A 24,150-nucleotide genomic window follows, 5' to 3' on the forward strand; every position below is an offset into this window, starting at 1 on the left:
TTCTCTTCAGCAGTCAAATCGTTATTGGCATCAATCGCGTCATTCTTAGCTTTCAATGCGTCATCGATGGCTTGCTTAGCCGCTGGTTTTGCTTGCGCTGTTGGATTTACTGAAGCTACACTTGCTACCCCAGCGTTTTTAGCTTGAGTTACTGCATCGTTTGTTGTTGCATTATCGATTGCTTGCTTAGCTGCATCAGCTTTCGCTTTCGCGTCTTCCTTAGCTTGGGCTTTCTCTTCAGCAGTCAAATCGTTATTGGCATCAATCGCATCATTCTTAGCTTTCAATGCGTCATCGATGACTTGTTTTGCAGCCGGTTTAGCTGTTGGCGTTGGAGTTACCGAATCTACTGATGTCACTCCTGCGTTTTTAGCTTGAGTTACTGCATCGTTTGTTGTTGCATTATCGATTGCTTGCTTCGCTGCATCAGCTTTAGCTTTTGCTTCTGCTTTCGCCGCAGTTTTTTCTTCGTCTGTTAAATCGTTATTGGAATCAATCGCGTCATTCTTTGCTTTCAATGCGTCATCGATGGCTTGTTTTGCAGCTGGTTTGACTACCGGCGTTGGAGTCACCGAATCTACTGATGTTGCCCCAGCGTTTTTAGCTTGAGTTACTGCATCGTTTGTTGTCGCGTTGTCGATCGCTTGTTTCGCTGCGTCGGCTTTGGCTTTCGCATCTTCCTTAGCTTTGGCTTTTTCTTCAGCCGTTAAATCGTTATTGGAATCAATCGCGTCATTCTTTGCTTTCAATGCGTCATCGATGGCTTGTTTTGCAGCCGGTTTAGCTGTTGGTGTTGGAGTGACTGAAGATATACTTGTCGCTCCGTCATTTTTAGCTTGTTCTACCGCATCGTTTGTTGTCGCGTTGTCGATTGCTTGCTTCGCCGCGTCTGCTTTCGCTTTCGCGTCTTCCTTAGCTTTTACTTTTTCTTCGTCTGTCAAATCGTTGTTGGCATCAATTGCGTCATTCTTAGCTTTTAATGCGTCATCGATGGCTTGCTTCGCTGCTGGTTTGGCTACCGGCGTTGGAGTCACCGAATCTACTGATGTTGCCCCAGCGTTTTTAGCTTGAGTTACTGCATCGTTTGTTGTCGCGTTGTCGATGGCTTGCTTTGCTACATCTGCTTTGGATTTTGCGTCTTCCTTAGCTTTGGATTTTTCTTCAGCAGTCAAATCGTTATTGGCATCAATCTCTGCTTCTTTTGCTTTTAACGCTTCATCAACTGCATTTTTTGCGTCAGTTTTCTTTTGGCTTGCTTGCGGATTAACGCTTTCTACATCAGCAACGCCTGTAGTTTTCGCATTATCTACTGTTGAGTTTGTTGTTGCAGTATCAATATTATTTTTAGCCGCTGTTGCTCTTGCTTGTGCATCTGCTTTTGCTGCTTCTTTTTCTTCAGTTGTTAAATCATTTCTTGCATCAAGTTGTGCTTCTTTCGCTTTAAGTGCATCATCTATTGCTTTCTTAGCCACTGGTTTCGCTACCGCTGTTGGCGTTACTGAACTTACACTTGTCGTTCCTGCCGTTTGGGCTGAGTCCACTGCTACGTTTGTTGTAGCATTATCGATTGCTGTTTTTGCTGCATTCGCTTTTGCCTGTGCATCTGCTTTTGCTGCATTCTTCTCTTCTGTCGTTAAGTCGTTATTCGTATCGATGGCTGCTGCTTTCTCTCTTAAAGCTGTATCAATAGCTGCTTTTGCTGTATCTTTCTTTGTTGCTACAGGATTATCATTGCTAATCGCAGTTGTCCCTGACGTTTTCGCATTATCTAATGCTGCTTTTGTCGTTACCGAGTTATCATTAATTGCTGTTAAAGCTTTTGCCTTATCAGCATTAACTTTTTCGATTGCTGCTGCTTTTTCTTCTGCAGTTGCGTTTGTATTAGCATTAATCTCTGCAATTTTATCTTCAGCAGCCTTGTTAAGGGCATCAATTGCAGGTTGTTTATTTAAACTTGTGAACTCTGATAAAGGTTTTGTATCAGTTGAACCATCTTTATAGGTCACAACAAGATTTCCATTAGTATCTTTTGTAATCGTAGAAATTCTTGTCGCCTGATTGTCTACAGCTTGTCCTCTCTTGCTAGTAAAATTAGCATCATCGTTAGTTTGAGAGTATTCGATTTTTACTTTTTCTTTAATTTTTTCAAATTCGTCATCCGTAACATTCGCTGGATCTACTACACTAACTGTTCCTTCTGGAGTCTTAATATCATATTTAGTAGTTTGATTTTTTACAACAAACTCAACATAACCTTCAATTTTTTGACGTTCTGCAGGATTAGTAGTTGCATTAATTCTTCCGTTAAAAGGTGCACTTTCTCCATTGTTGTCATCTTTTGCAACGATAACACTTGTCCATTTTTTCCCAGCAGTTAAATTCGTTGTTCCAGTCATTTTAATGGTTGCTGTCTTCTTATCTTCAGAAACAGAACCTGCTCCGCTTGTTACTGCGCTATCAACAATATTCCCTACTGCTAAACCGAAACTAGTTGCATTATTATAGTTAATATCACCAGGACCTCGAAGTTTCAGGTCCTTAATCTTAGACTCATCCGTTGCAGTGAATGTTAGGTCTGTCTCTTCTCCAGAATAGATATAAATATTTCTGTTCGCTTCGTTTGAATACGGTAGATTAACAACCGGTGGAACATTTTTTTGTACAATTTCACTTACTGGTTTTGTCTTCGTAGAACCATCTGTAAATGTAACAACGATATTATTTCCAACGATATTAACCGATTGAATAACATCCTCTGGGTGTTCTACTAAAGTTCCACGTTTATCAGCAAATCGTGCATCTTCGTTTGTTGTTGAATATTCTAATTGAATACTATCTTTGATTTTCTTTAAATCTTCTGCTGTAGGATTTGTCAAACTAGTTACAGAAATCTTTTCATCTGTAGGTTGAGATCTTAAGGCGTATTTTTTTGCTTGAGATTTTAACACTAAGTAGAAATACCCTGGGTCTGCGATACTATCACCTTTTTTAAGATTCTCTCTACCTTGATCATCAACCACCTGAATATAACGAGTACCCACGTTAAGTGTTTGGTTTTCTTGTTTTGTATAATCTCTGTGTTTTTTCAGTATATCGTTTGGACGACCTGTAATAACAATTTTCGCAGGATTTGCTTGACTCGCCTCCGATGTTACCCCTGCCGTTTCAGCACGATTTATTACAGTAGCTGTAAATCCAAATTCAACATCCAAGTCATTATCTGTACCTGCAACATTAGGGAATCTTTGTCTAGATCCTTTCTTAATCGTTGCATAGCGAATTTTTCCAGTTTCAGAATAAACTGGAATTTCTAATGAAAAATGCTCTTCGTTATAGATATAGATTTTCTTCTCATCTGGTATGGAGAATGTAAAGTCTACCTTTGGATCTTGATTGACAGCTGCACGGAATGTTGTATCCTTTTCAATTTCACTTCCATTACGCGGATCATTGGCACCAGTATTTTCAATCGCATTTGATTCTGATGGTTTTTCAGTATTCTCAGCTTTGATACCAACTGTTTCTTTACCCTCAGTAGTATCTGTTGAAACAATTTCTTTTTTCTCAACCGGCTTATTTCGTAATTTTGAGTTAACAGTAGTAACCAGTTTTTGATAGGCACTCGTCAATTCTTCTTGACTACTTGCGCTCGCTAAAGTTGCTTTGGCATTAGCCAATTCAGCAGCTAGACTCGCTACACTTTCCTCTGTCTTATTAGCGTAGGCTCCACTTGAAATCTTACCTTCAATTTCACCAATATAATTTACAAGTTGACTTTTATCTAGTTCTGGTTTAGTAATTTTCGGTTCACTGATTTTGGACTCACTCTGATTTTCAGCCTTATCCCCACCTTCTTGAGCCAACTCTACTCTACTAGAAGACTCTTCAGTTACTTTCAATTGATCCGCTGCAACTGCTCCATTTCCTAAAAACATTAAAAAGGCAGCAACCGCTACACTCGCTGCACCAAAACTATATTTACGAATGGAGAAACGCATGATCTTTTCTTTTCTCTGATTCTCAAGGGACTTATCAGAAAGCTTGTTCTTCATTTATAATATTTCCTTTTCTCTTATCTATGTACACATTATATCATATTGAATTTTATGCGTATTTACAAATTACTTTATATTTCATTTTATAATTTTTAAGCTATTTTTGCAAGTTGTTTGAACTAGAATAAAACCCATAAAACAAAGCCCTGCCTGACATTTCATTTACTTTTTGAAAATCTATTTTCTAGTATTTTAGTTATAAATATATTCAATAATTATGCTTGTAAATGAACAGTCAATCACTACATAAATAAAAAGGAGAAGACATACTTGCCTCTCCTTTTTGAGATTAAGTCAGTCCCTTCAGGACTAATAAAATTACTTAAAGATTGAAGTTTTAAAGCTATTTGTTTGTTGAAGAAGTTTCTTGAAGATTTTCTCTTTAAGTGATACGGTATTATCAAATTTAACTGATCCATTTTTAAGAGTTGCTTTATCTTTATCAACGGCAGCAGAGAATGCTTGTTTTAAATCGCCATAGCTACTGTATGTAGTACCGTCGATTGTAACAGGGTTAAATCCTGCTTTAGCTTTCTCAACAACTTCTCTGAAGTATTCTTTCTTCCATTCTTCTAAAGTACTGAACTTGTTATCAGAAACTTTCTTGATGATGAAGTCATCACCTAATGTAGCATTACCAGCTTTTTTAGATTCAGCTTTTAACATATTTGAAGCGTAGTTTAAGAATCCTTTTTCATATCCATAGTAACCCCACATTCTGAACGTGTTATGTTTGAATGACATTGCTCCAGGAGCACCTTCACTTGTGTTACCTCCGTAGATACCAGCGGTAATTGGTACAGTTACATAAGCAGAACCGAATCCAGTTGGGTCATACTGACCATTACCAGGACCGTGTTTAGTCATGAAGTTTTTCTCTACTAAGTCGTTAACAGAGTTTAAATCATATTCTTTTTCTTCTGCATTTAAATCTCTAACGTTATCGTATTGGTTTTTCGTATTAGCTCCACGAAGTTGCTTATCTACTTTCTTGAACCAAGCATTATTTAGTTCTTTACTGTGTTTATCAATTACGGCTTCTCCTTCAAGGTAATCAAGAAGCATTAATGTGTCGTTGAAACCTTTCATGTAATTATCGATTTCAGCGCGAGAAGTAAGGTCGTTTGGATTTGTGTTATACCATTGGTTTCCGTCATTTGGACGTTCGTATGCCATGTTCAATCCAAGTGCTTTAAAGTCACCGTTTGGACTTGTTTCAGCAGGAGATTGTAACATACCTTGTGCGAATGCTTCTAAGTCAGTTCCTTCACGGTGTCTTGAACCACCTAAATAAACCATACGGTCATTTACGTGAGTCGTTTCGTGAGTGAAGGCTGAGATACCAAAGTCACTAATCATATCAGTAACCATAAAGAAGACTGAATCATCCTTATAAGGATTACCATAAATACGAGCTACAGCTCCCATACGCCAGTCAGTAGCATGATAACGACCTGTTGGTCCGTATAATTCACGGATAGGTGCTACGTCTTTACCACTATTAGTGTGCCCGTATTTATCTGTGCTGATTCCCTTGTAATTTTGGTTATCTAGTACTGGTGTAGGTACCATGTTGTTGCTCTTAAGCAGTTGATTACGAACTTTATCTAATGATAAGCGAGACCAGAAGTCTAGGTAATTTTGTTGACCTTTAGCAACTTTATTGATTTCAGCTTTGAATGCTTCGCGTTCTTCCGCAGTATTCTTACCGTATTTTTCAAATGAACTGTAAGCCATAGTGTTATATGTTGAGATTAAGAACATATGTGCATCTTTTAAATTCAGAAGTGGCAGAATCATCTTACCGTGAACATCGTTGTTTAATCCTTCGTATGCTCTGTGTTTCTTATCAGCAAATTCAGGAGTTGTTGTTTTTGGTTCAACGACATATACATTATCTTTAGTTGCTTTTATGAACCAATCATTTAAGTCTGTATCACTTGTGAATAGACGCATATTATAGTCTAAGAAACTGTTTAACTCGCCTATACCGATAACTCCACCGATCGTTTCGCGATAAGCTTCTAAAGTTCTATCACCTTTAATGTTACTTTCTTTAGAACCAACCTTAATCAAGAAGTCTAACACACCAACATTCTTACCGTAGAAGTCAGGTTTGAATAGCATTAATTCTTTAATATTAAAGTCATCGAATTTAACTCCGTAGTATCGGTTGAGGTAAGACAAACCAAGAAGGACTGCGGCCTTATTGTCATCGATTTTCTTAATCAAGGCACGTTTCGCAGCTTCATCAGTGTTAAGCTGGTGATCTTCATTTTGAACTAACTTCGTAACGAATTTATTAAGATTATCTTTAACGTACTTGAAGCTTTCTTCTAAGTACAAATCCTTAATTGCATTGACTTTGTTGCCACCAGTTCTACCCAAGTGTTGGTAAATCGGATCAGATTGTAATTCTACTGGACTTAACTTGCTTTCGATAGCGCTGATTAAATCTGTACGATCTTTAACAACCATGTTTGGTGTATAAACGACTTCACCCAATTCAGCCACGCTGTATTCTTTCACTTGTTTCACTTTAGATTCTTTCGGTGAAATTGTAAAGATTTCTTTTGTCTTATCTGCGTAGTGAACCATAATATGGTCAGCATCTGTAAGGTCTGTGACAAAGTCATTTCCTTTCATTGCAGTTACAGACAATACTTCTTTAGTTAACAAGTTTGAACCTTCTGCAAGCTTGTTCCCTTGGTTGACAATCCATTCTTTGTTATAGAATGGCTGAAGTTTTTCGATGTTACGGTAAGCAAGCTCACGAGAAGCATCGTAGTCATCAATATTTTTGTATTGATTAGCTTTACTTACAATATTGTTCAGTTTATCTTCAACAGGAAGTGTGCTTTCAAATTTATCAGCAGTGATTCCCATTTTAGCGATTAATTCATCAGCTTTTTCTTTAGTTATGCTAGGAATTTTTTTAGAATTATTATAAGTTGTTTTACCTTCACTTACACCCTCAACACTGTAATTGCGCTTCGTTCTAGAGTATGTAAAGTAATCATCAGCATCAATATCAGAGTGACCAAAGACCATTTCACCAGTCTTAACTTTCATCATAGTGATGTTGTCTTCTATAGCCCCTAGTGCCCAGTTAGTCCCTAGCAGTCCACCAGACATAACGGCTTCTTTGAGTTCAATAGAGCCTTTTGCTACAGAGTTTCGAAGAGTACCTTCTTTACCTAAAGTATTGTTGTTGCCACCGTTTTGAGATGAATATACAATTCCGGCAGCTTTAGCTTTGTTACCTGTGATTTCAGCATCAACATAAGCTTTTTCTACAATACCTTTCCAGTTTTCACCGACGATACCTGTTAAGTAACCACCTCGATTTCCAGCAGCGTGTACTTTACCGATAAATGCAACGTTACTTAATTTTCCACTACCATCAATTTTATTGATAACACCAGATACATCATTATTACCAACAACGTTACCTGTTACTTTAATGTTCTCTACAGTCGCATTATTTTTGATAACATTCGCTAGCGGTGCAATCCTATCAGTCCCTGGCATGTCGATATTTACATTTTCAAGTAGTAAATCTTTAACAGTACCACCGACAATATCACCGAATAAAGGTCTGTTCATATTGCTAATGGTAAATTTATTACCGTCAGTGCTTGTCAATGTTCCTTTGAAAGCATTAGTAACATAAGATTTTCCTGCTGGTTTAACGTTAGCAGCATTGATATTGCTACCAAGCTTAAATGTGCCAGTCGGGTCTTTTTGAATAGCTTTTACAAGGTCGTCAAAGCTATAATATACATCACCTTCGTGTGTTTTTTGTTTTTCAAAGTAATGAACATACTCTTCGTTCAGCGTGTTGTCAGCATTCCGTTGAATCAAATCAGGTGCTTTGGCAGTAACTTTGTATAAAGTTTTTCCGTCTTTTTCTACTTCTTCAATCTTATCAACAGCCAGTCTTGTTATTTTATTGTCATGAGTGGTCACTCGTAAATAAAGCGGAGCAAGATCAGCTGGTTTTTCTGTCAGCAAACTAGTGTCTGTTTCGTTACCATCAGCGTCCACACTCATCAAGCTTGTTTCTTTGATGTTTTTGATTTCAACTTTTTTGAGGTCAATTCTTAGCGGTTCTTCTTTCAGAACTTCTTCCTCATCACCCTCACCACGGTCATAAACCATCTTCGTTTCAAGTTTATAATCCTTGTAGTACTGTAAATCTGTCAGGGTAGTTGTCAAGTCATCTGGTGAAACATTCAATGTCTTCACAATCTCATCACCTTTTTTCAGAGTTAAGGTGATAGATTTAATGGCTGCCTTACTTGGATTTTCTAGACTATACTTAACATCTGAAGTCCGTTTCAAATCCTTAGGCTCAACCGCTGTGATGGTCAATACTGGTTTTTCAAAGCTCTTGGTACCACGTTTCAAAATTTTGTCTTGAGGTGCCTCAAGGATTTCCTCTGTAACTTTTGGAGCGTCCTCTGTTTTAACTCCCTTAATGGTATTAAAGGTCTTGGTGATTTTTTTCTGGCCTTCTTTTCCTTCTTGAGCTACAACTTCTAAGCCTTTTTTCAGTTGGTCATCTTCTTTAACAACTTCCTTAAATGGAATCTTTTCAAGACTTTCTTCTACAAGAGTTCCTTCAATTGGTTCTGTCCCACGACTTACCTGTTGATTTACAGGCTCCTTGGTAACTTCTGTGCTAGTTGAAAGAACTTGGTCAGTTTTAACACCTTCTACTGTTTTATAAGTTGTTTTAGTAACTTGACTACCTTTTTCACCATTTCTTACGACAGTTTCTTCGTCCGTATACTTGGTTGGATCCTCAGTCGTTTCAGTTTTGTAGTCTAGGTCTGTAGTAGATGTTTCAACAAGGGTTCCCTCAGTTACTTTGTACTCAGGTAACTGTTCTTGTACAAGAGCTTGACCTGCTTTACCTTCCTCTTGTGTACCTTTTACTTCGATTGGAGCTTCTGGTAAGGTTGGTTGTGTTAAAGCTTGACCTTCCTTGCCTTCTTCTTGAGTCCCTTTTGCTGCGATTGGAGCTTCTGGTAAGGTTGGTTGTGTTAAAGCTTGGCCTTCCTTGCCTTCTTCTTGTGTACCTTTTGCTTCAACCGGAGGCTCTGGCAATTCTGGTTGTGTTAAGGCTTGTCCTACCTTCCCTTCTTCTTGCGTACCTTTAGCTACTTGGTGACTTGGTTCAGCTTGTGGTACTGGAGTTGGGGCAGGTTGTACCTCTTTCTTCGTTCCGACTGCAATGACTTGCGACACAGGATTTTGGACTACTTGGTCTTCGATGATTTCTCTAACTTCTTGACCGTTGACCATCGAAACTTTAGTTACAAGGCGACGCTGACCCTTTACTCCAGCTGTGACGATACGAGTCTGTCCTTCTGCTAGATTCGCATCTGGATTTGTGACTGTTTCAAACGGAATCTCCACCAAGCTCTCTTCCTGTCTTGTCTGAGGCTTCTCAGAAATTGGTTTTGCTTCAACCGCAGGAGCAACCGGAGTTTGTGCCAAAGGTTTTTCAACAACAGGTTGGGGAGTGACAGCAGGTGTTTCTTGAACTACTTCTGTTTTCTCGATTTCATTTGCACTTTGCTTTTCTACTGGCAACTGAGGCTTCTCAGCTGAAGCTGGTCTTGATGGATGGAGTTCTGCTTCCTTGAAGTATCCGATGTATTCATAACCATCAATGTGGATAATCCCTTCAGCCAAACCTTCATGTGTAGAGGCCGAAATAGTTTGGTTATAGGAAAGCAATTCTTTATTTTCAAATGCGAATGTCCCATAAGGTACAAAGGTACTGGCTCCTAAAGAACCAATCAAGAGAACACCTAGAACCTCTTTGCGACCTTTTTTGGACACCAAAAAGACTGCTAGAGAAGCAGTTGCCAAGCCAAGACCTGCCAAAGCTAGTTCCTTACTTCCTGTGTAAGGAAGTTGTTGACTGGTAGTTGCCTTCTTGCGATAAACTACATAGAGAATATCTTCATCTTGAAATTCTGTTGGAACCTCATGATGAATCAGGGCTTTTTCAGACTCGGTCAATTCCTGCTCCGCCAAATAACGGTAATGAACGCTATGAGCTCCACCAACTTCATTGGCTTGAACCTTATCTACTGAAAGAGTACTAGCACCAAAAAGGAAGGCCCCGATTGCTACAGGACCTACCCCAACAGTTAGCTTACGAATCGAATATTTGGTGATTTTTTCTAGTTGTTGTTTTGTTTTTTTCATTCTCACGACTTTCTGATAGAATCTTGTGGATAATGCGCACGCGCACCTCCAATTAATTTTGGACGGCTAGCAAGAGCCGTTACATGGGCATGCCCAATTTCTCTCAAAAGAGGGCGAATCGGAACCTGAACATGCTTGACATGCATGCCAATTGCAGTGTCTCCGATATCCAATCCAGCATGAGCCTTGATAAATTCAACCTCAACTGGATCTTGCATAAACTTGAAGGCTGCCAACTGACCTGAACCTCCTGCATGGAGAGTAGGAAGGACACTGACGATTTCCAGACCAAACTGCTCTGCCACCTGACGTTCAACGACGAGGGCCCGATTGACATGTTCACAACCTTGAACAGCTAGATGAATTCCTTTTTCCTCTAGGATATCTAGGATGGTCTTCACAATGATTTCGCCAATTTCTTGGCTGGATTCCTTGCCAATCTGACCACCTATCACTTCACTAGAAGAAAGGCCCAAAACAAAGATGGATCCTTGCTTCAAATTGGCCTTTTCTAATACATCTTTTACAATCTGGCTAGTTTCTCTTTGAATGTCTTTTTCCTTCATACTTGATACCTCTTTTGTCATTATCTATCATATCGTTTTTTCTACGTTTTAGCAAGATAGACAACCTAGAAAGCTTGCCCAATTACGCATAAAACTCCCAGAATTGACTGGGAGTTAACTAGTTTCTATTCTATTTATGTATATTTCAACTGTCGTACCTTTTGAGGGAATAGAATCAATCTTCATTTGGTAATGTTCTCCAAAATGAAGTTTGAGCCGTTGATCAACATTTTGAAGACCAACTCCCCCACGTTTGAGTTGACTTTGACTACTATCGCTAGCATCTTGGAAACCAATCCCATCATCCTCAATGCGGATGACCAATCCCGAATCCTGTTTCTGAACAGAAACTCTAATATGTCCCTGGCCTTCCTTTTCCTTAATGCCATGGTAAAGAGCATTCTCTACAAGAGGTTGTAGCACTAGCTTGGGCAAGACTAGATTATCAAAGGCAGGATTTTCATTAATTTCGTATTCCAGCTTATCGCCATAGCGTTGTTTCTGGATAAATAGATACTGGCGGACATGATTAATTTCATCAGACAGGCAAATCAAATCTTTACCCTGATTGAGCGCCAAGCGGAAATAAGTCGCCAAGGACTTGGTCACTTGCACCACTCTCTGACTATCTTGAAATTCAGCCATCCAGATGATGGTGTCCAAGGTGTTATAGAGGAAATGGGGGTTAATCTGGCTTGATAGAGCTTGAAGTTGGTACTGACGGGTCGTTTCTTCCTGCCTGCGAATAGCTACCATCAGCTGATCAACCTGATCCAACATGGCATTGAACTGGCGAGTCACCTCTCTCAATTCATAAGCACCCGCTTCTTTGGCACGAAGATTCTGATTACCAGAAGCAATTTCCAGCATAGTTTCTCTCAAATCCTTCAAAGGAGCAATCCAGCGTTTAAGACTAAACCACACCAAGCAGAGACAGGCAAGAAGAGATGTGAAACTGGCTCCAAGCAAGGTCCACATGAGTTGACTCCGAACCTGGTCTAACTTCTCCAACGAAGACACGCCAAGCACCGTCCAATCAGTTCCAGCAATCTTTTCTTGACTGACATAGGATTGGTGGTCTGGAGTGTAACCCTGCCCTGTCTTAATATAGGGTTTCATGGCCTCCATTTCGCTAGACGAACTATAAACTGTATGTTGAGGATGATAAACAAATTCATGGTTTTCATTGATGATAAAAGCAAAGCCCTGCTGACCCAACTGGAGTTGGTTGAGATAGGCTTCCAGAGTTTCATAGGAAATATCCAAACGAAGTACACCTAGATTGGCTCCCTTTGCATCAAGAAGTTCTTGAGTGACAGAAATGACCCACTGGCTATCTGATTTACGAGCTGGAGTTAAAACTGGTTTAGCTCCCTGATGAATAGCCTTTTGGTACCAATCCTCAGTCATCATATCTGAGGAAGTTTTCATCTGCACACTATCATCCGTAGAAATGACCTGACCAGATTTGGTTACCAGCACAACAGCTTTCAAGTCCTGGTCTGACTTTAAAATGGTCAAAAACAAATCTCGAATTCCCTTGACCTTTTCTTGACTGGGATTCTCAGCATAGGTTAGGACATCTGCCTGCTGGGTCAAACTAGTCGAGGTGGTTTCTAATTTTTTGATATAAGACTGGATAAAGTGGCTAGTTTGGCTGATAGTCGTCTGGCTATTGCCCTCAATGCTAGCCTCAATGGCTGATGAACTAGATTGATAGTAGAAAGTCCCAACCAGAGCTAGGAGAATGAGAAAGACCAGAAAGATGGAAATAACCATTCTGACTAGGAGAGAAGAACGTTTCATCGACCTTCCCCCTTCTTAAACTGACGAGGGGTCACACCCGCAATCTGCTTAAAGCGTTGTGTAAAATAGTTCATATCTTCAAAACCAACTTTCTCTGCGATCTCATAAATCTTTAAATCCGTTGTCAGAAGCAAAAGCTTGGCTTGTTTGACACGTTCTCTCACCAGATAATCCTGAAAAGGCAGGCCTAACTCTTTCTTAATCAAAGAACTCAGATAAGTCGGGCTAAAACCCAAGTCACTGGCCAAACTCTTCAAACTAAATTGGCTATCAGCCAGATGGGACTGGATTTTCTGGGCCATATTTCCCTCAAACTTATCAGTCAATAAATCTTGTAACTGCTCTTCTTTCTCTTCCTTATCCAACTTTTGCTTGATTTTCCCCAGCATTTCCTCGATATCCTGACGAGAAAAGGGCTTGAGTAGGTAATCATCCACACCTAGTTTGACAGCAGACAAGGCATAATCAAAATCATCGTAGCCTGTTAAAAAGACTAAATGCACCTGAGGATAGGTTTCTCGGACCAGACTGGCCAACTGGATCCCATTTAGCTGAGGCATGTTGATATCGGTTAAAATGATATCTGGAACCTGCTTTTGTATCAATTCCCAAGCCTGTCTTCCATTTTCAGCTTGACCGATGATTTCCATATCGTAGGCTGCTACATTGACCAGTTTAGTCAAGCCTTGTCTTACCAGATATTCATCTTCTACGATTAAGATTGTGTAGGTCATGCTTCTCTCCTTTGTCACTTACTAGTATCAGTATAGCAAAATTCTCCTCTAACTGCTTAGGAAATCCCTCTTAATCAACATAATCTAGTAAATAAGCGTAGCCTTTTTCTTCCATTTGATCTTTGGGAATAAAGCGGATAGAGAGACTATTAATACAGTAGCGCAAGCCACCCTTGTCCTGAGGCCCATCTGTAAAGACATGGCCAAGGTGAGAATCTCCAACTCGGCTTCGCACTTCCATGCGTGTCATATTGTAAGACTTATCTTCTTTGTAAGTAGCAACATCTGGACTGATTGGTTGGGTAAAACTAGGCCATCCACAACCAGACTCAAACTTATCCTTTGATGAAAAGAGAGGTTCGCCAGTTGCCACATCCACATAGATACCAGATTCAAATTTATCCCAGTAGCGGTTTGAAAAAGCTCGTTCTGTTTGATTTTTCTGGGTAACTGCATACTCCTCAGGTGACAAAGTCTTTTTCAATTCCTCATCACTTGGTTTGGGATATTTGCTGGCATCAATGACGGGATAGGCTGCCTGATTGACATTGATATGGCAGTAGCCATTTGGATTTTTCTTGAGATAGTCTTGGTGGTAATCCTCAGCCACTACAAAATTTTTCAAGTTCTCCTTTTCAACTGCTAGAGGTTGATCGTATTTCTTAGCCACCTCATCAAAAACTTGGTTAATCACCTCTAAATCCTTGTCATCTGTGTAATAAACACCGGTACGGTACTGGGTCCCCACATCATTTCCTTGTTTATTTTTGCTGGTTGGATTGATAATGCGGAAGTAATGAAGTAGGATTTCTTTTAGGGAAATTTGTTTGGCATCATAAGTAACATGGACAGTCTCTGCATGACCTGTTTGGTTAATCAATTCGTACTTGGTTGTTTCCCCTCTACCATTTGCATAGCCTGATACGACATCTGTCACCCCGGGAACACGTGAGAAATATTCCTCCACTCCCCAGAAACAACCTCCAGCCAGATAAATTTCGTGCAAGTCTGCATCTTTACTCACTTCTGTTTTTTTCACTGTTTTTCCTCCTTGGCTAACTGATGCTTTCTCAATTTGAGAGCTATCTGACTGCCCTGCATTTCGCATCAATAGAAAATAGAAACCGCTTATGGCTAGGAAAAAGATTCCTGCCAAAACAAACAATTTTACTTTATCATTCATAATCTTTCTCTACCCCATTTCTTTCAATGTTTTTAAAATCATATTCTTATCCATAAAACCAGGTTGCGTTTTGACCAGCTTTCCTTCCTTGTCTATAAAGGCTTGAGTTGGGTAAGAACGGACACCATAACTTTCCAAAAGTTTGCCTGACGGGTCAATTAGAACTGGGAAATTTTTATAATCCAATCCCTTGTACCAGTTCTTAAAGTCTGCTTCTGCTTGTTCCCCCTTGTGTCCAGGAGACACCACTGTCAAGACCACATAATCATCACCAGCATCTTTAGCAATTTCATCCGTATCTGGAAGACTGGCTAAACAGATGGAACACCAAGAAGCCCAGAATTTGAGATAGACCTTCTTGCCCTTGTAATCAGACAAGCGGTAGGTCTTGCCGTCTACTCCCGTTAGTTCAAAATCAGCAACTGCCTGACCTTTAGTAGCAGTTTGTGAACTGACTTGTTCTGTTTTGGTTTGCTCCTTCATAGTAGCTTCGTCTGACATATTTTTAGCAGAACAGGCTGTCAAGCAACAGATTGAGCCGACTCCAAGGAGACATGTTTGCCATTTTTTCATTTCTTCTTCCTCTCTATTCAAATAATGTAGTCAAAATGGAAGCATTTCCCAAAAGCACCAAGATTCCCATCACGATAATGAGGAAACCACCCACTTTTTTGAGGGTTCCGAGATAAGGATGGAGTTTTCGGAAATGTTTCAAAACATAGCTGGAGGCGAGAGCTAGAGCCAAAAATGGTAGCGCCAAGCCCAACGTGTAAATCAACATGAGACCAGCTCCCTGCCAAGCTCCTGAACCACCTGAAGCCGCCAAGGCCAAAACAGAGCCAAGAACCGGCCCCACACAAGGCGTCCAAGCAAAACTGAAGGTCAACCCCAGTAAAAATGCCTGACTATAGCCCTTACCCTTTTGCCCCTGTCTCTGTAATTGTAGCCTTCTTTCCTTGTAGAACCCCTGAAAATGTAAGACTTCCATCTGGTGCAAGCCCAAGAGAATGATAACCGCACCCGTCACATACTGAAACCAAGAAGCATACAGTAAATTGCCTAAAAAACCAGCCCCATAGCCTAGTAAGATAAAGATAAAAGAAATACCCGCTATAAAGGCCAAAGTTCGCACTAAACTGACAATTGAGATTGAAATTTTTCCGCTAGAAGTCTGAGCACCATCTTTGTCATCCAACAAGACCCCTGCATAAACAGGTAACAAGGGTAAGATACAAGGAGAAAAGAAGGAAAGAATTCCAGCAAGAAACACACTAATAAAAAAGATTATATTATCCATCGCCTTCCTCCATTCTTTGATTTGATAGGACTATTATAGCCCCAAAACTCAAGAAAAAACAGGGACAATGATAGGGAAAAATAGGAATTTAATCAGGTTATGTAAAAAATGTTGCAAAAAAAAGCCAGACAAAGTCTGACTTTGATGGAAACTGAAAAGAAAACTCACTAGTCTTCCCTACTTATCTGATAATAAATAAGGTCCGCAAGATAGCCTTTTCTCTCTATAGCATTGATAATAGTCTTTAGATAGGACATTCCAGCCTTCTCCATGACACGACCTGAAGCTGGATTAAGACTGGCATAACGTGCCTTGACTTCTTGAAAACCTGCTTGAGTAAAACAAAAGTCCAAGACAGCTTTCAAGGCTTCTGTCATAATCCCATGTCCCCAGTAAGCCTTGCCTAGCACATAGCCAATTTCACAACTTGAATCTTCCTCATCCATCTCAACGATACTGATATCCCCGATCACTTGCCCTGGGTTTTCTTTGAGACAAATGGCCCATTTGTAATAGTTGGGATTAGCATAGGAGGCAACCCAATTTCGAATCGAGTTTCGAGTGATTTCGACATTAGAATGGGGATCCCAGGTGACATAGGTTAGATTCTCAGCAGATGAAGCCCAATTCTGAAACATAGCTTCTGCATCACTTTCCACAAATCTTCGCAAGATTAAACGATCTGTCTGTAATATTTGCGTACCGATTGCTTTCATGACGCTACCTCACTTTCTGATAGATGATTCTATGTCCAACCTCAATTTAGATTTACTTTGCTTTTGAATTTCCAGGTAATACTCTAAAAAGGTCCACTGGACCTTCCTCGTTTTCTTATTTCAAGGTGAGAGGCTGAAAACCTCCACTGGAGGTTTTCACTCCCAAAAGTCATCGAATACGGTGATGGGTAGGTGGCGTTTGTGTTGGCCTTTGTGCCACCAGTTTTCGATTCTTGCTTGGGCTTCTGGGTTAATTGTTTTGCCTTCTAGGTAGTCGTCAATCTCTTCATAGGTGACTCCGAGGGCTACTTCGTCAGCTAGGCCTGGTTTGTCTTCTTCTAGGTCTGCTGTTGGGATTTTTTCATAAAGTGCTGGGTCTGCACCAAGTTCCTGCAAGAGTTGTTTTCCTTGGCGTTTATTGAGGCGGTAAAGAGGGAGAATATCCGCACCACCGTCACCAAACTTGGTAAAGAAACCTGTGATATTTTCCGCGGCGTGGTCTGTTCCAATGACCGCTCCGCTATGGGAACCAGCAAGGGCATACTGAGCAATCATACGGCAACGTGCCTTGATATTGCCCTTGTTAAAATCTGAAACAGGACTACCTGTCGCTTCAACTGCAGCTGTCATAGCATCTGCAGGCTCCTTGATATTCACCACTAAACTGATATCTGGCTGAATGAAGGCTAGGGCTTTTTGAGCATCTGCTTCATCAGCTTGCACTCCATAAGGCAGGCGGACAGCGATAAATTTGTAGCTGTCATCTCCCGTTTCTGCTCGCAGTTCTTCCATGGCCAGTTGAGCCAATCGTCCTGCTAAGGTTGAGTCTTGTCCTCCAGAAATCCCTAGTACAAAGGTTTTTAGGAAGGGATGTTTTTTCAGATATCTCTTTAAGAAATCAATAGAACGACGGATTTCTTCCTGGGCATCAATCACTGGTTTGACACCCAGTTCTTGGATAATCGTTTCTTGCAAACTCATTCTTCTTCTCCTTCGCCAAGGGCTTCCTTGCGCATCTTATCAATCAAGTCCATCTTATCTTGCCATACATCACGCGCCAAATCCACTGGATAGTGTTGCGGATTGAGCACGCGCTTGTACTCATCCCAAAGCTTGTCAAATTCCTTACGAGCATAGTCCTGAATCTCAGTCAAGCTAGGCAGCTTGTATATCAATTCCCCGTTTTTAAAGATATCCACCAAGAGAGGAACAGCGTCAAAATTACGAACCGTCTTCTTGATGTAGGTATAAGTCGGATGGAACATCTTGATTTCTGTCATGCTGGCAACATCTACGCCATCATAAGTGATATAGTCTCCTTCTGACTTGCCTTTTTCACGACTGGTAATGCGCCACACCTGCTTCTTACCTGGTGTAGACACTTTTTCAGCATTATTTGACAGCTTGATCGTATTGCGCATGTTCCCATTTTCATCTTCAATAGCCACAATCTTATAAACTGCACCAAGAGCTGGCTGGTCATAGGCTGTGATCAGCTTGGTTCCCACACCCCAGACATCAATCTTGGCCTTTTGCATCTTGAGGTTGAGGATGGTATTTTCGTCCAAATCATTTGAAGCATAAATCTTAGCCTCTGTAAATCCAGCATCGTCCAATTGCTGACGAACTTTCTTGGAAATGTAGGCAATATCCCCAGAGTCAATCCGCACACCCATAAAGTTAATCTGGTCACCCAGCTCACGCGCCACCTGAATGGCAGCTGGTACACCGATGCGAAGGGTGTCATAGGTATCTACAAGAAAGACACAGTTTTTGTGGGTCGCAGCGTAAGCCTTGAAGGCCTCATAGTCGTTACCATAAACCTGTACCAAGGCATGGGCATGGGTCCCCAAAACAGGAATATTAAAGAGTTTACCAGCACGCACGTTGCTAGTTCCATTGGCACCACCAATGACCGCTGCGCGTGTTCCCCAGATGGCCGCATCCATTTCTTGAGCCCGACGTGTCCCAAACTCCATTAAAGGTTCATCTTCAATGACTGAACGAATACGAGCTGCCTTAGTCGCCACCAAGGTCTGGTAGTTGACAATATTCAAAAGAGCCGTTTCGACCAACTGACATTGGGCTAGAGGGCCTTCCACCTGCACAATCGGTTCATTAGCAAAAACCAAATCCCCTTCTTGGGCAGAACGAACGGTCAACTCCAACTTGAAATTGCGGAGATAGTCCAAGAATGCCCCATGATAGCCCAGCGACTCCAAATAGGCGATATCACTATCTGAAAAACGCAGGTCTTCAAGATAACTCACAATTCTTTCCAAACCAGCAAAAACCGCATAGCCGTTCTTAAAAGGCTGTTGGCGGAAATACACCTCAAAGACCGCCTTTTTATTGTGAATCCCCTGGTCAAAGTAAACCTGCATCATGTTGATCTGGTACAAATCCGTGTGCAATGTCAAACTATCATCTGGATACATACTTTTCCTACTTCCTTAGCTAGAAACACATGAAAATTTTCAAAAACTTTCATGTATTCCAATAAATTAATACTATTATATCACATTTTAGGTGGATTGAGAAAAAAGTAACAAGCTATTCTCCACTCTCCAGTTCATCCATATCTTTTTCAAACTTTTTCTGAGCCCATTCACCATAACTTTTAAGGCCGAGATTACCGATAAAAACCCAAGGAAGGTAAATCAGATAAGTAATGACCCAAGCAGATAAGTATTTAAGGTTCAAAGGATTGTGCTGATAAATTTCTATGTTGAATTGATAATTCTGCAACATCAAAAGAGTCGTAATAGCCAAGGTTAGGAAAAAACAACCCAAAATCGTAAAATGAAAACGACTATAGTAGGTCACTCCCAGATAACGGGCACGATTGAAAAAGAAGAAAATTCCTACTATCAGAGTATACACTAGAAAATTCGGATTAAAAAGAGAGGGAGCCAACACTGCCACCAAATAGCTTAGAAGCACAAGCCCAATGAAGAGGGTAAAAGACTCTGCCCCAGCTTTATTGATTAGTTGTTCTTCTCTTTCGTCAAGTAATTGATAATGAATAAATTTATTTACCATCTTCTTCCTCCCAAAATAATTGGTCTAGGGTTTTCCCTAAACATCTGCAAATGGACTGGCAGAGCGAGAGACTGGGATTGTATTTCCCTGCCTCTATCAAACCAATAGTCTGGCGTGTCACACCAACAGCCTCTGCCAGTTGACCTTGAGTTAAATCAAGCTCAACCCGAGCTAATTTTAATTTTAAATTTTTAGCCACCTGCGTCCTCCTTATAGTTTTAATACTCATCTACTCTTAAAAAATCCAAAACTAACACAAGCTGTCAGCTATTTATTATAACCTCATTAATTAGCACTCCAATATTATCTTCAACCTAAAATCAGTATGTTGGATTGTTTGAAATAAACTTCCTAGTTTACTCTTTTATTTTTGTTTAGTATTAGCTTTAGTAGAATCTTTTAAACGAGTTTTTATTGCTTGTACTTCTTGTTTAGTTTAGTTGGTTTCATATTACTATTATATAATGCTTTTGGAAATGAGTCTAGTATAAGTCAAAAACGTGGTGAACAGCAAGAGAAGGAGCATACCAAGATGACTGATTTTTTGCTGGTTTTAAGTATGCAAAATAATACTAAACGAAACTAAAATGAATACTTCTTGCTTTTCTTGAGAGTGAAAAAGTACAATAAAATGATTGTAGTGATTACCACAAGATACTGACTAATAGACATCGTATTTGAAGCCACAAATACAGGTAAAGAATAAAAAGGAAGAAGTTCAATTGCTTTGATAAACAAATCATTACTAGTATTCATCATAATCGTATTTAATATATTAGGGATAAAGAGTAGTAAAGCAACTAAAATACCAAATATCAAGCCACTTTTCAATTTGTATAAATAGAAAATGTAAGATAATAGAAAATAAAATAGGACTAACAAAATTGTATTGACTACAATAGCTACTATAAAATCTAATCCTAAATCACCTGGAACACCCAATTTACATACGATGACTAGTAGCACAATGCCATTCAAAGCATAAATAATAGAAACTGAGATGGCATATAGAAAATTAGACAAGACGTAAATCATCCGATTTTTCTTTTGATTATAAAATAAACTGATCGTATTGTTAGAAAAATCCCTGCTAATAATTCGGTTAGCATGTATAACAGCCATTAACATACCGAGCATAGCATAAAAATTTGAAATATGCTTAATACCAAGCGATGTCCCTTGAGTCTTTAGAATAAAGAATGTAACCAATATCGGCGGTATAAACGAGATAATCAAACCAAGATATATTACGCCTGATGAATATAAATCCCTTATATTTTCCTTAAGAAAATTCAATTTATTTAATTTCATGATTATATCCTTCCTTTATTTTGAACGATTTAGATAAATATCTTTAAGCGTCTCTTTTTTAGTTTCAAAATCAACTACTTTAATAGAGTTTTCGTTAAAAAATTTAAAAAGCTCACTACTTTGAATAGTCCCAGACATAGTAATTCTCAGTCCCTCTTCCTGAACAATATCCCCAAATTCTTGTTTGGTAAGGAAAATGACTTTATCTGTAGCTGATGAAAAAGCTATCTCAAACAAGCAATTATGACTATCTTTTCCTACTTTTTGAAATGTCAAAAGCCCGTTCTCCAAGAAAAGAACCCTTTCACAAATTTCTTCAATATCTTCTAATTTATGACTCGATATTAAAATTCCCACATTTTCATGTAAAGCTAAATTTTTTAGAACCGCTAAAACTATTTGTGATGATTCAATATCTAAACTATTAGTCGGTTCATCTAAAATCAATATATCAGGTTCCGTAACAAGAGTTAGAAGCAAAGCTAATTTTTGTTTTGTACCCAAAGAATAGGTCTTTACTTTTTTATTAATAGACTGAGTCAAATCTAACTCTTGGATCAAACTTCCAAATCTTTCTAGATTGTAGTCAACACCATATAAATTTGACAAATATTTTAAATTCTCTAAACCTGTTTTAGATAAAAATAATTTTGGTTCTTCGATTAAATACCCAACATTATCACTACTTATAATATTCCCTGAAGTCGGTTGATTATTCTGAACAAGAATTTTCATCAATGTACTCTTGCCAACTCCGTTTCTCCCTACTAGACCAACAACTTCACCCTTATTAAGTGCAAAATTTATATCTTTGAGAATGATTGAATGACCATAATGCTTATTTACATTTATAACTTCCATTTTTTATTCCTCCATTAATATTCTTGGTTTTCTCTTTGATTCTCATTAATTTTAAAAAGTTGCGCCTCTTTTCAACATCATTATATCATATATCTAACATAATGCAATATATAAATGTCTTTTTGTAATATTTTATTAACAAAAAAACTCTCTAACACAAAAAGATAGAGAGTTTTGAGTCTAAATATAGGATTTCAAAATTTCGATGACATCACTTCTTTTCTTAATCTGATAGACCTTGATTCCCAATGTGTGTTTGTATTGTCCTCCATATCGTCTAGAAAGACACAATTTGTAGATTATAGCTGCTACTTATCGAGAATCTCCTTAAACATTACCTATATCCAATATTATATCCATCAGTCCAACTCCATACTTATGTGTGAGTCTCTCTTCGTATTATACCTTCATACTCACCTTACAGATTCTTTTGGTAATAAAATCTTTTTCCTGTGTAGGGATAGTCTTGCAAAGCAAAGACTTCCTTGTAGCCATGCCTTTTATAAAAATCTGGAGCTTGAAACTGGTAAGTATTGACAAAAGCAAAACGACAGTTTCGATTCTTGGCTTCAGTTTCTGCTTGCTGCAATAGTTTTGAACCGATTCCTTGCCCTCTCAGTTCCTCTTTTACAAATAAATACTCGATTTCTAGCCAATTTCCAAAAGTCTCTGCTATCAAACCTGCCAGGAGATTGCCCTTTTCATCTTCGACATAAAGATTAAGTGGCTCACTTTCAGCTTCTTCTCTTTTTGAACGGTTATAAACACGAATCAGATTCCCTATTTCTTGTGATTTATGGGATTCCTTATTTTCCAATCTAAAGTACATCTAAACCTCCTCAAACACTGTTACAGCTTGTATTATAGTCTTATTTCAATAGACTGTCAAACTAGAAAAAACCCACCAACCTGAGTTGATGAGTCCTTAATCTATTTTCTAAATTTCCACTGGCTGTAAATACCAAAACCGATAATCCAGATAGCTGATCCAATTGCTCCTACAAATGTAGACTCTTGCAAAAAGAGGGTTACAAAGACAAAGGCAAAGAAGAGCATGGTTAACGGATTTAGGAAACGATAATGGGGCATAAGATAGCCATCCGCCATAAAGTCTGGTGACTTGCGATACTTGAGGTGAGCCACCATAATCAAGATATAGATAGCAATATAGACACCTGATGATGAGGCTGTAATCAAGGCAAAGGCATCCGAAACTCCTGGCAAGACGTTGATAAAGGCAGCTAGGGCAATCAAGATTGCTGAAGCGATGATGGCATTTTGTGGCACATTATGGCGAGAAAGGGTATCCGCCTTGATTGCTTTTAGGAATGGATTTGGCGAATCATGGGCAATCTGGTACAAATGACGACCTGTTGAATAAAGGGTTGAGTTAAGGGCAGATGCTGCTGATGTCAAAACGACGAAGTTAATCAAGGCTGCCGCCCACTTGATACCGGCCAATTCAAATACTGTAACAAAAGGTGAATCAGCAGAGGCAAGCTCACGCCAAGGAATGATAGCCATAATGGCTAAGAGGGCACCACCGTAGAAAAAGGCGATACGCAAAGGAATTTCCTTAACGGCTTTTGGCAAAACCTGACGCGGATTCTTGGTTTCAGAAGTTGTGACCCCGATAAACTCAATCATGAGGTAGGCAAAGAAAACCATCTGGAAGGCCATGACAAAGTTCACTCCACCATTAGGGAAGAGGGAGAAATTGTCAGCAATATTAGCCAAACTTGCTACTCCATGAGGTGTCTTAAAGCCTGTCAAGACCATAAAGACTCCTGTGGCAATCATGGCTAAAATAGCCACAATCTTGACCATCGCAAACCAAAACTCAACTTCCCCAAAGAGCTTCACCGCAATCAGATTGACCAAGGCTAGAATGGTCAAAAATCCAATCTCAATCATCCAACTTGGCCAGCTAGGAAACCAGAACTGAACATAGTGAGAGATGGCTGTGATTTCCGCCATACCGATAAAGACAACGGATAGCCAGTAAGACCAAACCGAGAAATAACCCCAGCCCTTGCCCAAATGGCGCGTGATAAAGTTAATAAAGGTATGTTGCTCAGGATCCTGATAAAGCATTTCCCCAACCGCACGCATCATGAGGAACATGAAAGCCCCAGTAATCATATAAATCAGTACAATGGAAGGACCTGTTAAGCTGATAGAGCGACCTGCTCCCAAAAAGAGTCCTGTTCCGATTGTTCCAGCAATGGCCATAACCTGCACGTGACGATTGGTCAGACCACGCTCCATCTTATTTTTTTTCTTCTTTGAACTCATAACGTCTCCAATTCAATTTAATTTATACTCAATGAAAATCAAAGAGCAAACTAGGAAGC

General features: G+C 39.4%; 17 protein-coding genes. All 17 read right to left on the bottom strand.

Annotated features, from left to right (window positions below):
- A partial coding sequence (locus tag JQ843_RS05415; protein ID WP_203213087.1) for a sialic acid-binding adhesin occupies window positions 1–4,052 on the bottom strand: 4,052 nt, incomplete at its 3' end.
- A gap of 321 nt (window positions 4,053–4,373) precedes the next feature.
- A complete protein-coding gene (locus JQ843_RS05420; RefSeq protein WP_203213088.1) occupies window positions 4,374–10,280 on the bottom strand; it encodes a ZmpA/ZmpB/ZmpC family metallo-endopeptidase in 5,907 nt (1,968 codons plus the stop codon).
- 2 nt (window positions 10,281–10,282) lie between these two features.
- Window positions 10,283–10,846 carry a TIGR01440 family protein gene (locus JQ843_RS05425; protein ID WP_000659517.1) on the bottom strand — a complete coding sequence of 188 codons (564 nt, stop codon included), beginning with the start codon at window positions 10,844–10,846 and terminating at the stop codon, window positions 10,283–10,285.
- Window positions 10,847–10,960: 114 nt separating this feature from the next.
- Window positions 10,961–12,652, bottom strand: a complete 1,692-nt coding sequence (locus JQ843_RS05430) for a cache domain-containing sensor histidine kinase (RefSeq protein ID WP_203213089.1) — start codon at window positions 12,650–12,652, stop codon at window positions 10,961–10,963.
- Window positions 12,649–13,386, bottom strand: coding sequence for a response regulator transcription factor (locus JQ843_RS05435; RefSeq protein ID WP_004261873.1), 738 nt, complete (start codon window positions 13,384–13,386; stop codon window positions 12,649–12,651). Before JQ843_RS05435 ends, JQ843_RS05430 begins: the two co-directional genes overlap by 4 nt.
- A gap of 70 nt (window positions 13,387–13,456) precedes the next feature.
- A complete protein-coding gene (gene msrB / locus JQ843_RS05440; protein WP_203213090.1) occupies window positions 13,457–14,569 on the bottom strand; it encodes a peptide-methionine (R)-S-oxide reductase MsrB in 1,113 nt (370 codons plus the stop codon).
- A 9-nt stretch (window positions 14,570–14,578) separates the two neighbouring features.
- Entirely contained in the window at window positions 14,579–15,142 is a 564-nt protein-coding gene (locus JQ843_RS05445) for a redoxin family protein (RefSeq protein ID WP_203213091.1), read from the bottom strand.
- Window positions 15,143–15,155: 13 nt separating this feature from the next.
- Window positions 15,156–15,866, bottom strand: a complete 711-nt coding sequence (ccdA2, locus tag JQ843_RS05450) for a thiol-disulfide oxidoreductase-associated membrane protein CcdA2 (protein WP_203213092.1) — start codon at window positions 15,864–15,866, stop codon at window positions 15,156–15,158.
- 167 nt (window positions 15,867–16,033) lie between these two features.
- Entirely contained in the window at window positions 16,034–16,582 is a 549-nt protein-coding gene (locus JQ843_RS05455) for a GNAT family N-acetyltransferase (RefSeq protein WP_203213093.1), read from the bottom strand.
- A 156-nt stretch (window positions 16,583–16,738) separates the two neighbouring features.
- Window positions 16,739–17,563: an ammonia-dependent NAD(+) synthetase gene (gene nadE, locus JQ843_RS05460; RefSeq protein WP_203213094.1), complete on the bottom strand. Its 825-nt coding sequence runs from the start codon at window positions 17,561–17,563 to the stop codon at window positions 16,739–16,741.
- Complete coding sequence (locus tag JQ843_RS05465) at window positions 17,560–19,020, bottom strand: nicotinate phosphoribosyltransferase (protein ID WP_203213095.1); 1,461 nt, start codon at window positions 19,018–19,020, stop codon at window positions 17,560–17,562. The genes nadE and JQ843_RS05465 overlap by 4 nt, the downstream gene beginning before the upstream one ends.
- A 115-nt stretch (window positions 19,021–19,135) precedes the next feature.
- Entirely contained in the window at window positions 19,136–19,624 is a 489-nt protein-coding gene (locus JQ843_RS05470; protein ID WP_203213096.1) for a DUF6773 family protein, read from the bottom strand.
- The gene (locus tag JQ843_RS05475) at window positions 19,614–19,823 is read right to left on the bottom strand and encodes a helix-turn-helix transcriptional regulator (RefSeq protein ID WP_001107500.1); all 210 of its coding nucleotides are present in this window, start codon (window positions 19,821–19,823) and stop codon (window positions 19,614–19,616) included. Before JQ843_RS05475 ends, JQ843_RS05470 begins: the two co-directional genes overlap by 11 nt.
- Window positions 19,824–20,206: 383 nt before the next feature.
- The gene (locus JQ843_RS05480; RefSeq protein WP_049543346.1) at window positions 20,207–20,935 is read right to left on the bottom strand and encodes an ABC transporter permease; all 729 of its coding nucleotides are present in this window, start codon (window positions 20,933–20,935) and stop codon (window positions 20,207–20,209) included.
- 15 nt (window positions 20,936–20,950) lie between these two features.
- Entirely contained in the window at window positions 20,951–21,796 is an 846-nt protein-coding gene (locus tag JQ843_RS05485; RefSeq protein ID WP_203213097.1) for an ABC transporter ATP-binding protein, read from the bottom strand.
- Window positions 21,797–22,214: 418 nt separating this feature from the next.
- Window positions 22,215–22,625: a GNAT family N-acetyltransferase gene (locus tag JQ843_RS05490; protein WP_203213098.1), complete on the bottom strand. Its 411-nt coding sequence runs from the start codon at window positions 22,623–22,625 to the stop codon at window positions 22,215–22,217.
- A 101-nt stretch (window positions 22,626–22,726) separates the two neighbouring features.
- On the bottom strand, window positions 22,727–24,091 hold the full coding sequence (locus JQ843_RS05495; RefSeq protein WP_070479450.1) for an amino acid permease: 1,365 nt from the start codon (window positions 24,089–24,091) through the stop codon (window positions 22,727–22,729).
- Between the last annotated feature and the right edge of the window lie 59 nt (window positions 24,092–24,150).

This window comes from Streptococcus mitis, from assembly GCF_905187495.1.
Lineage (GTDB): Bacteria > Bacillota > Bacilli > Lactobacillales > Streptococcaceae > Streptococcus > Streptococcus mitis_CU.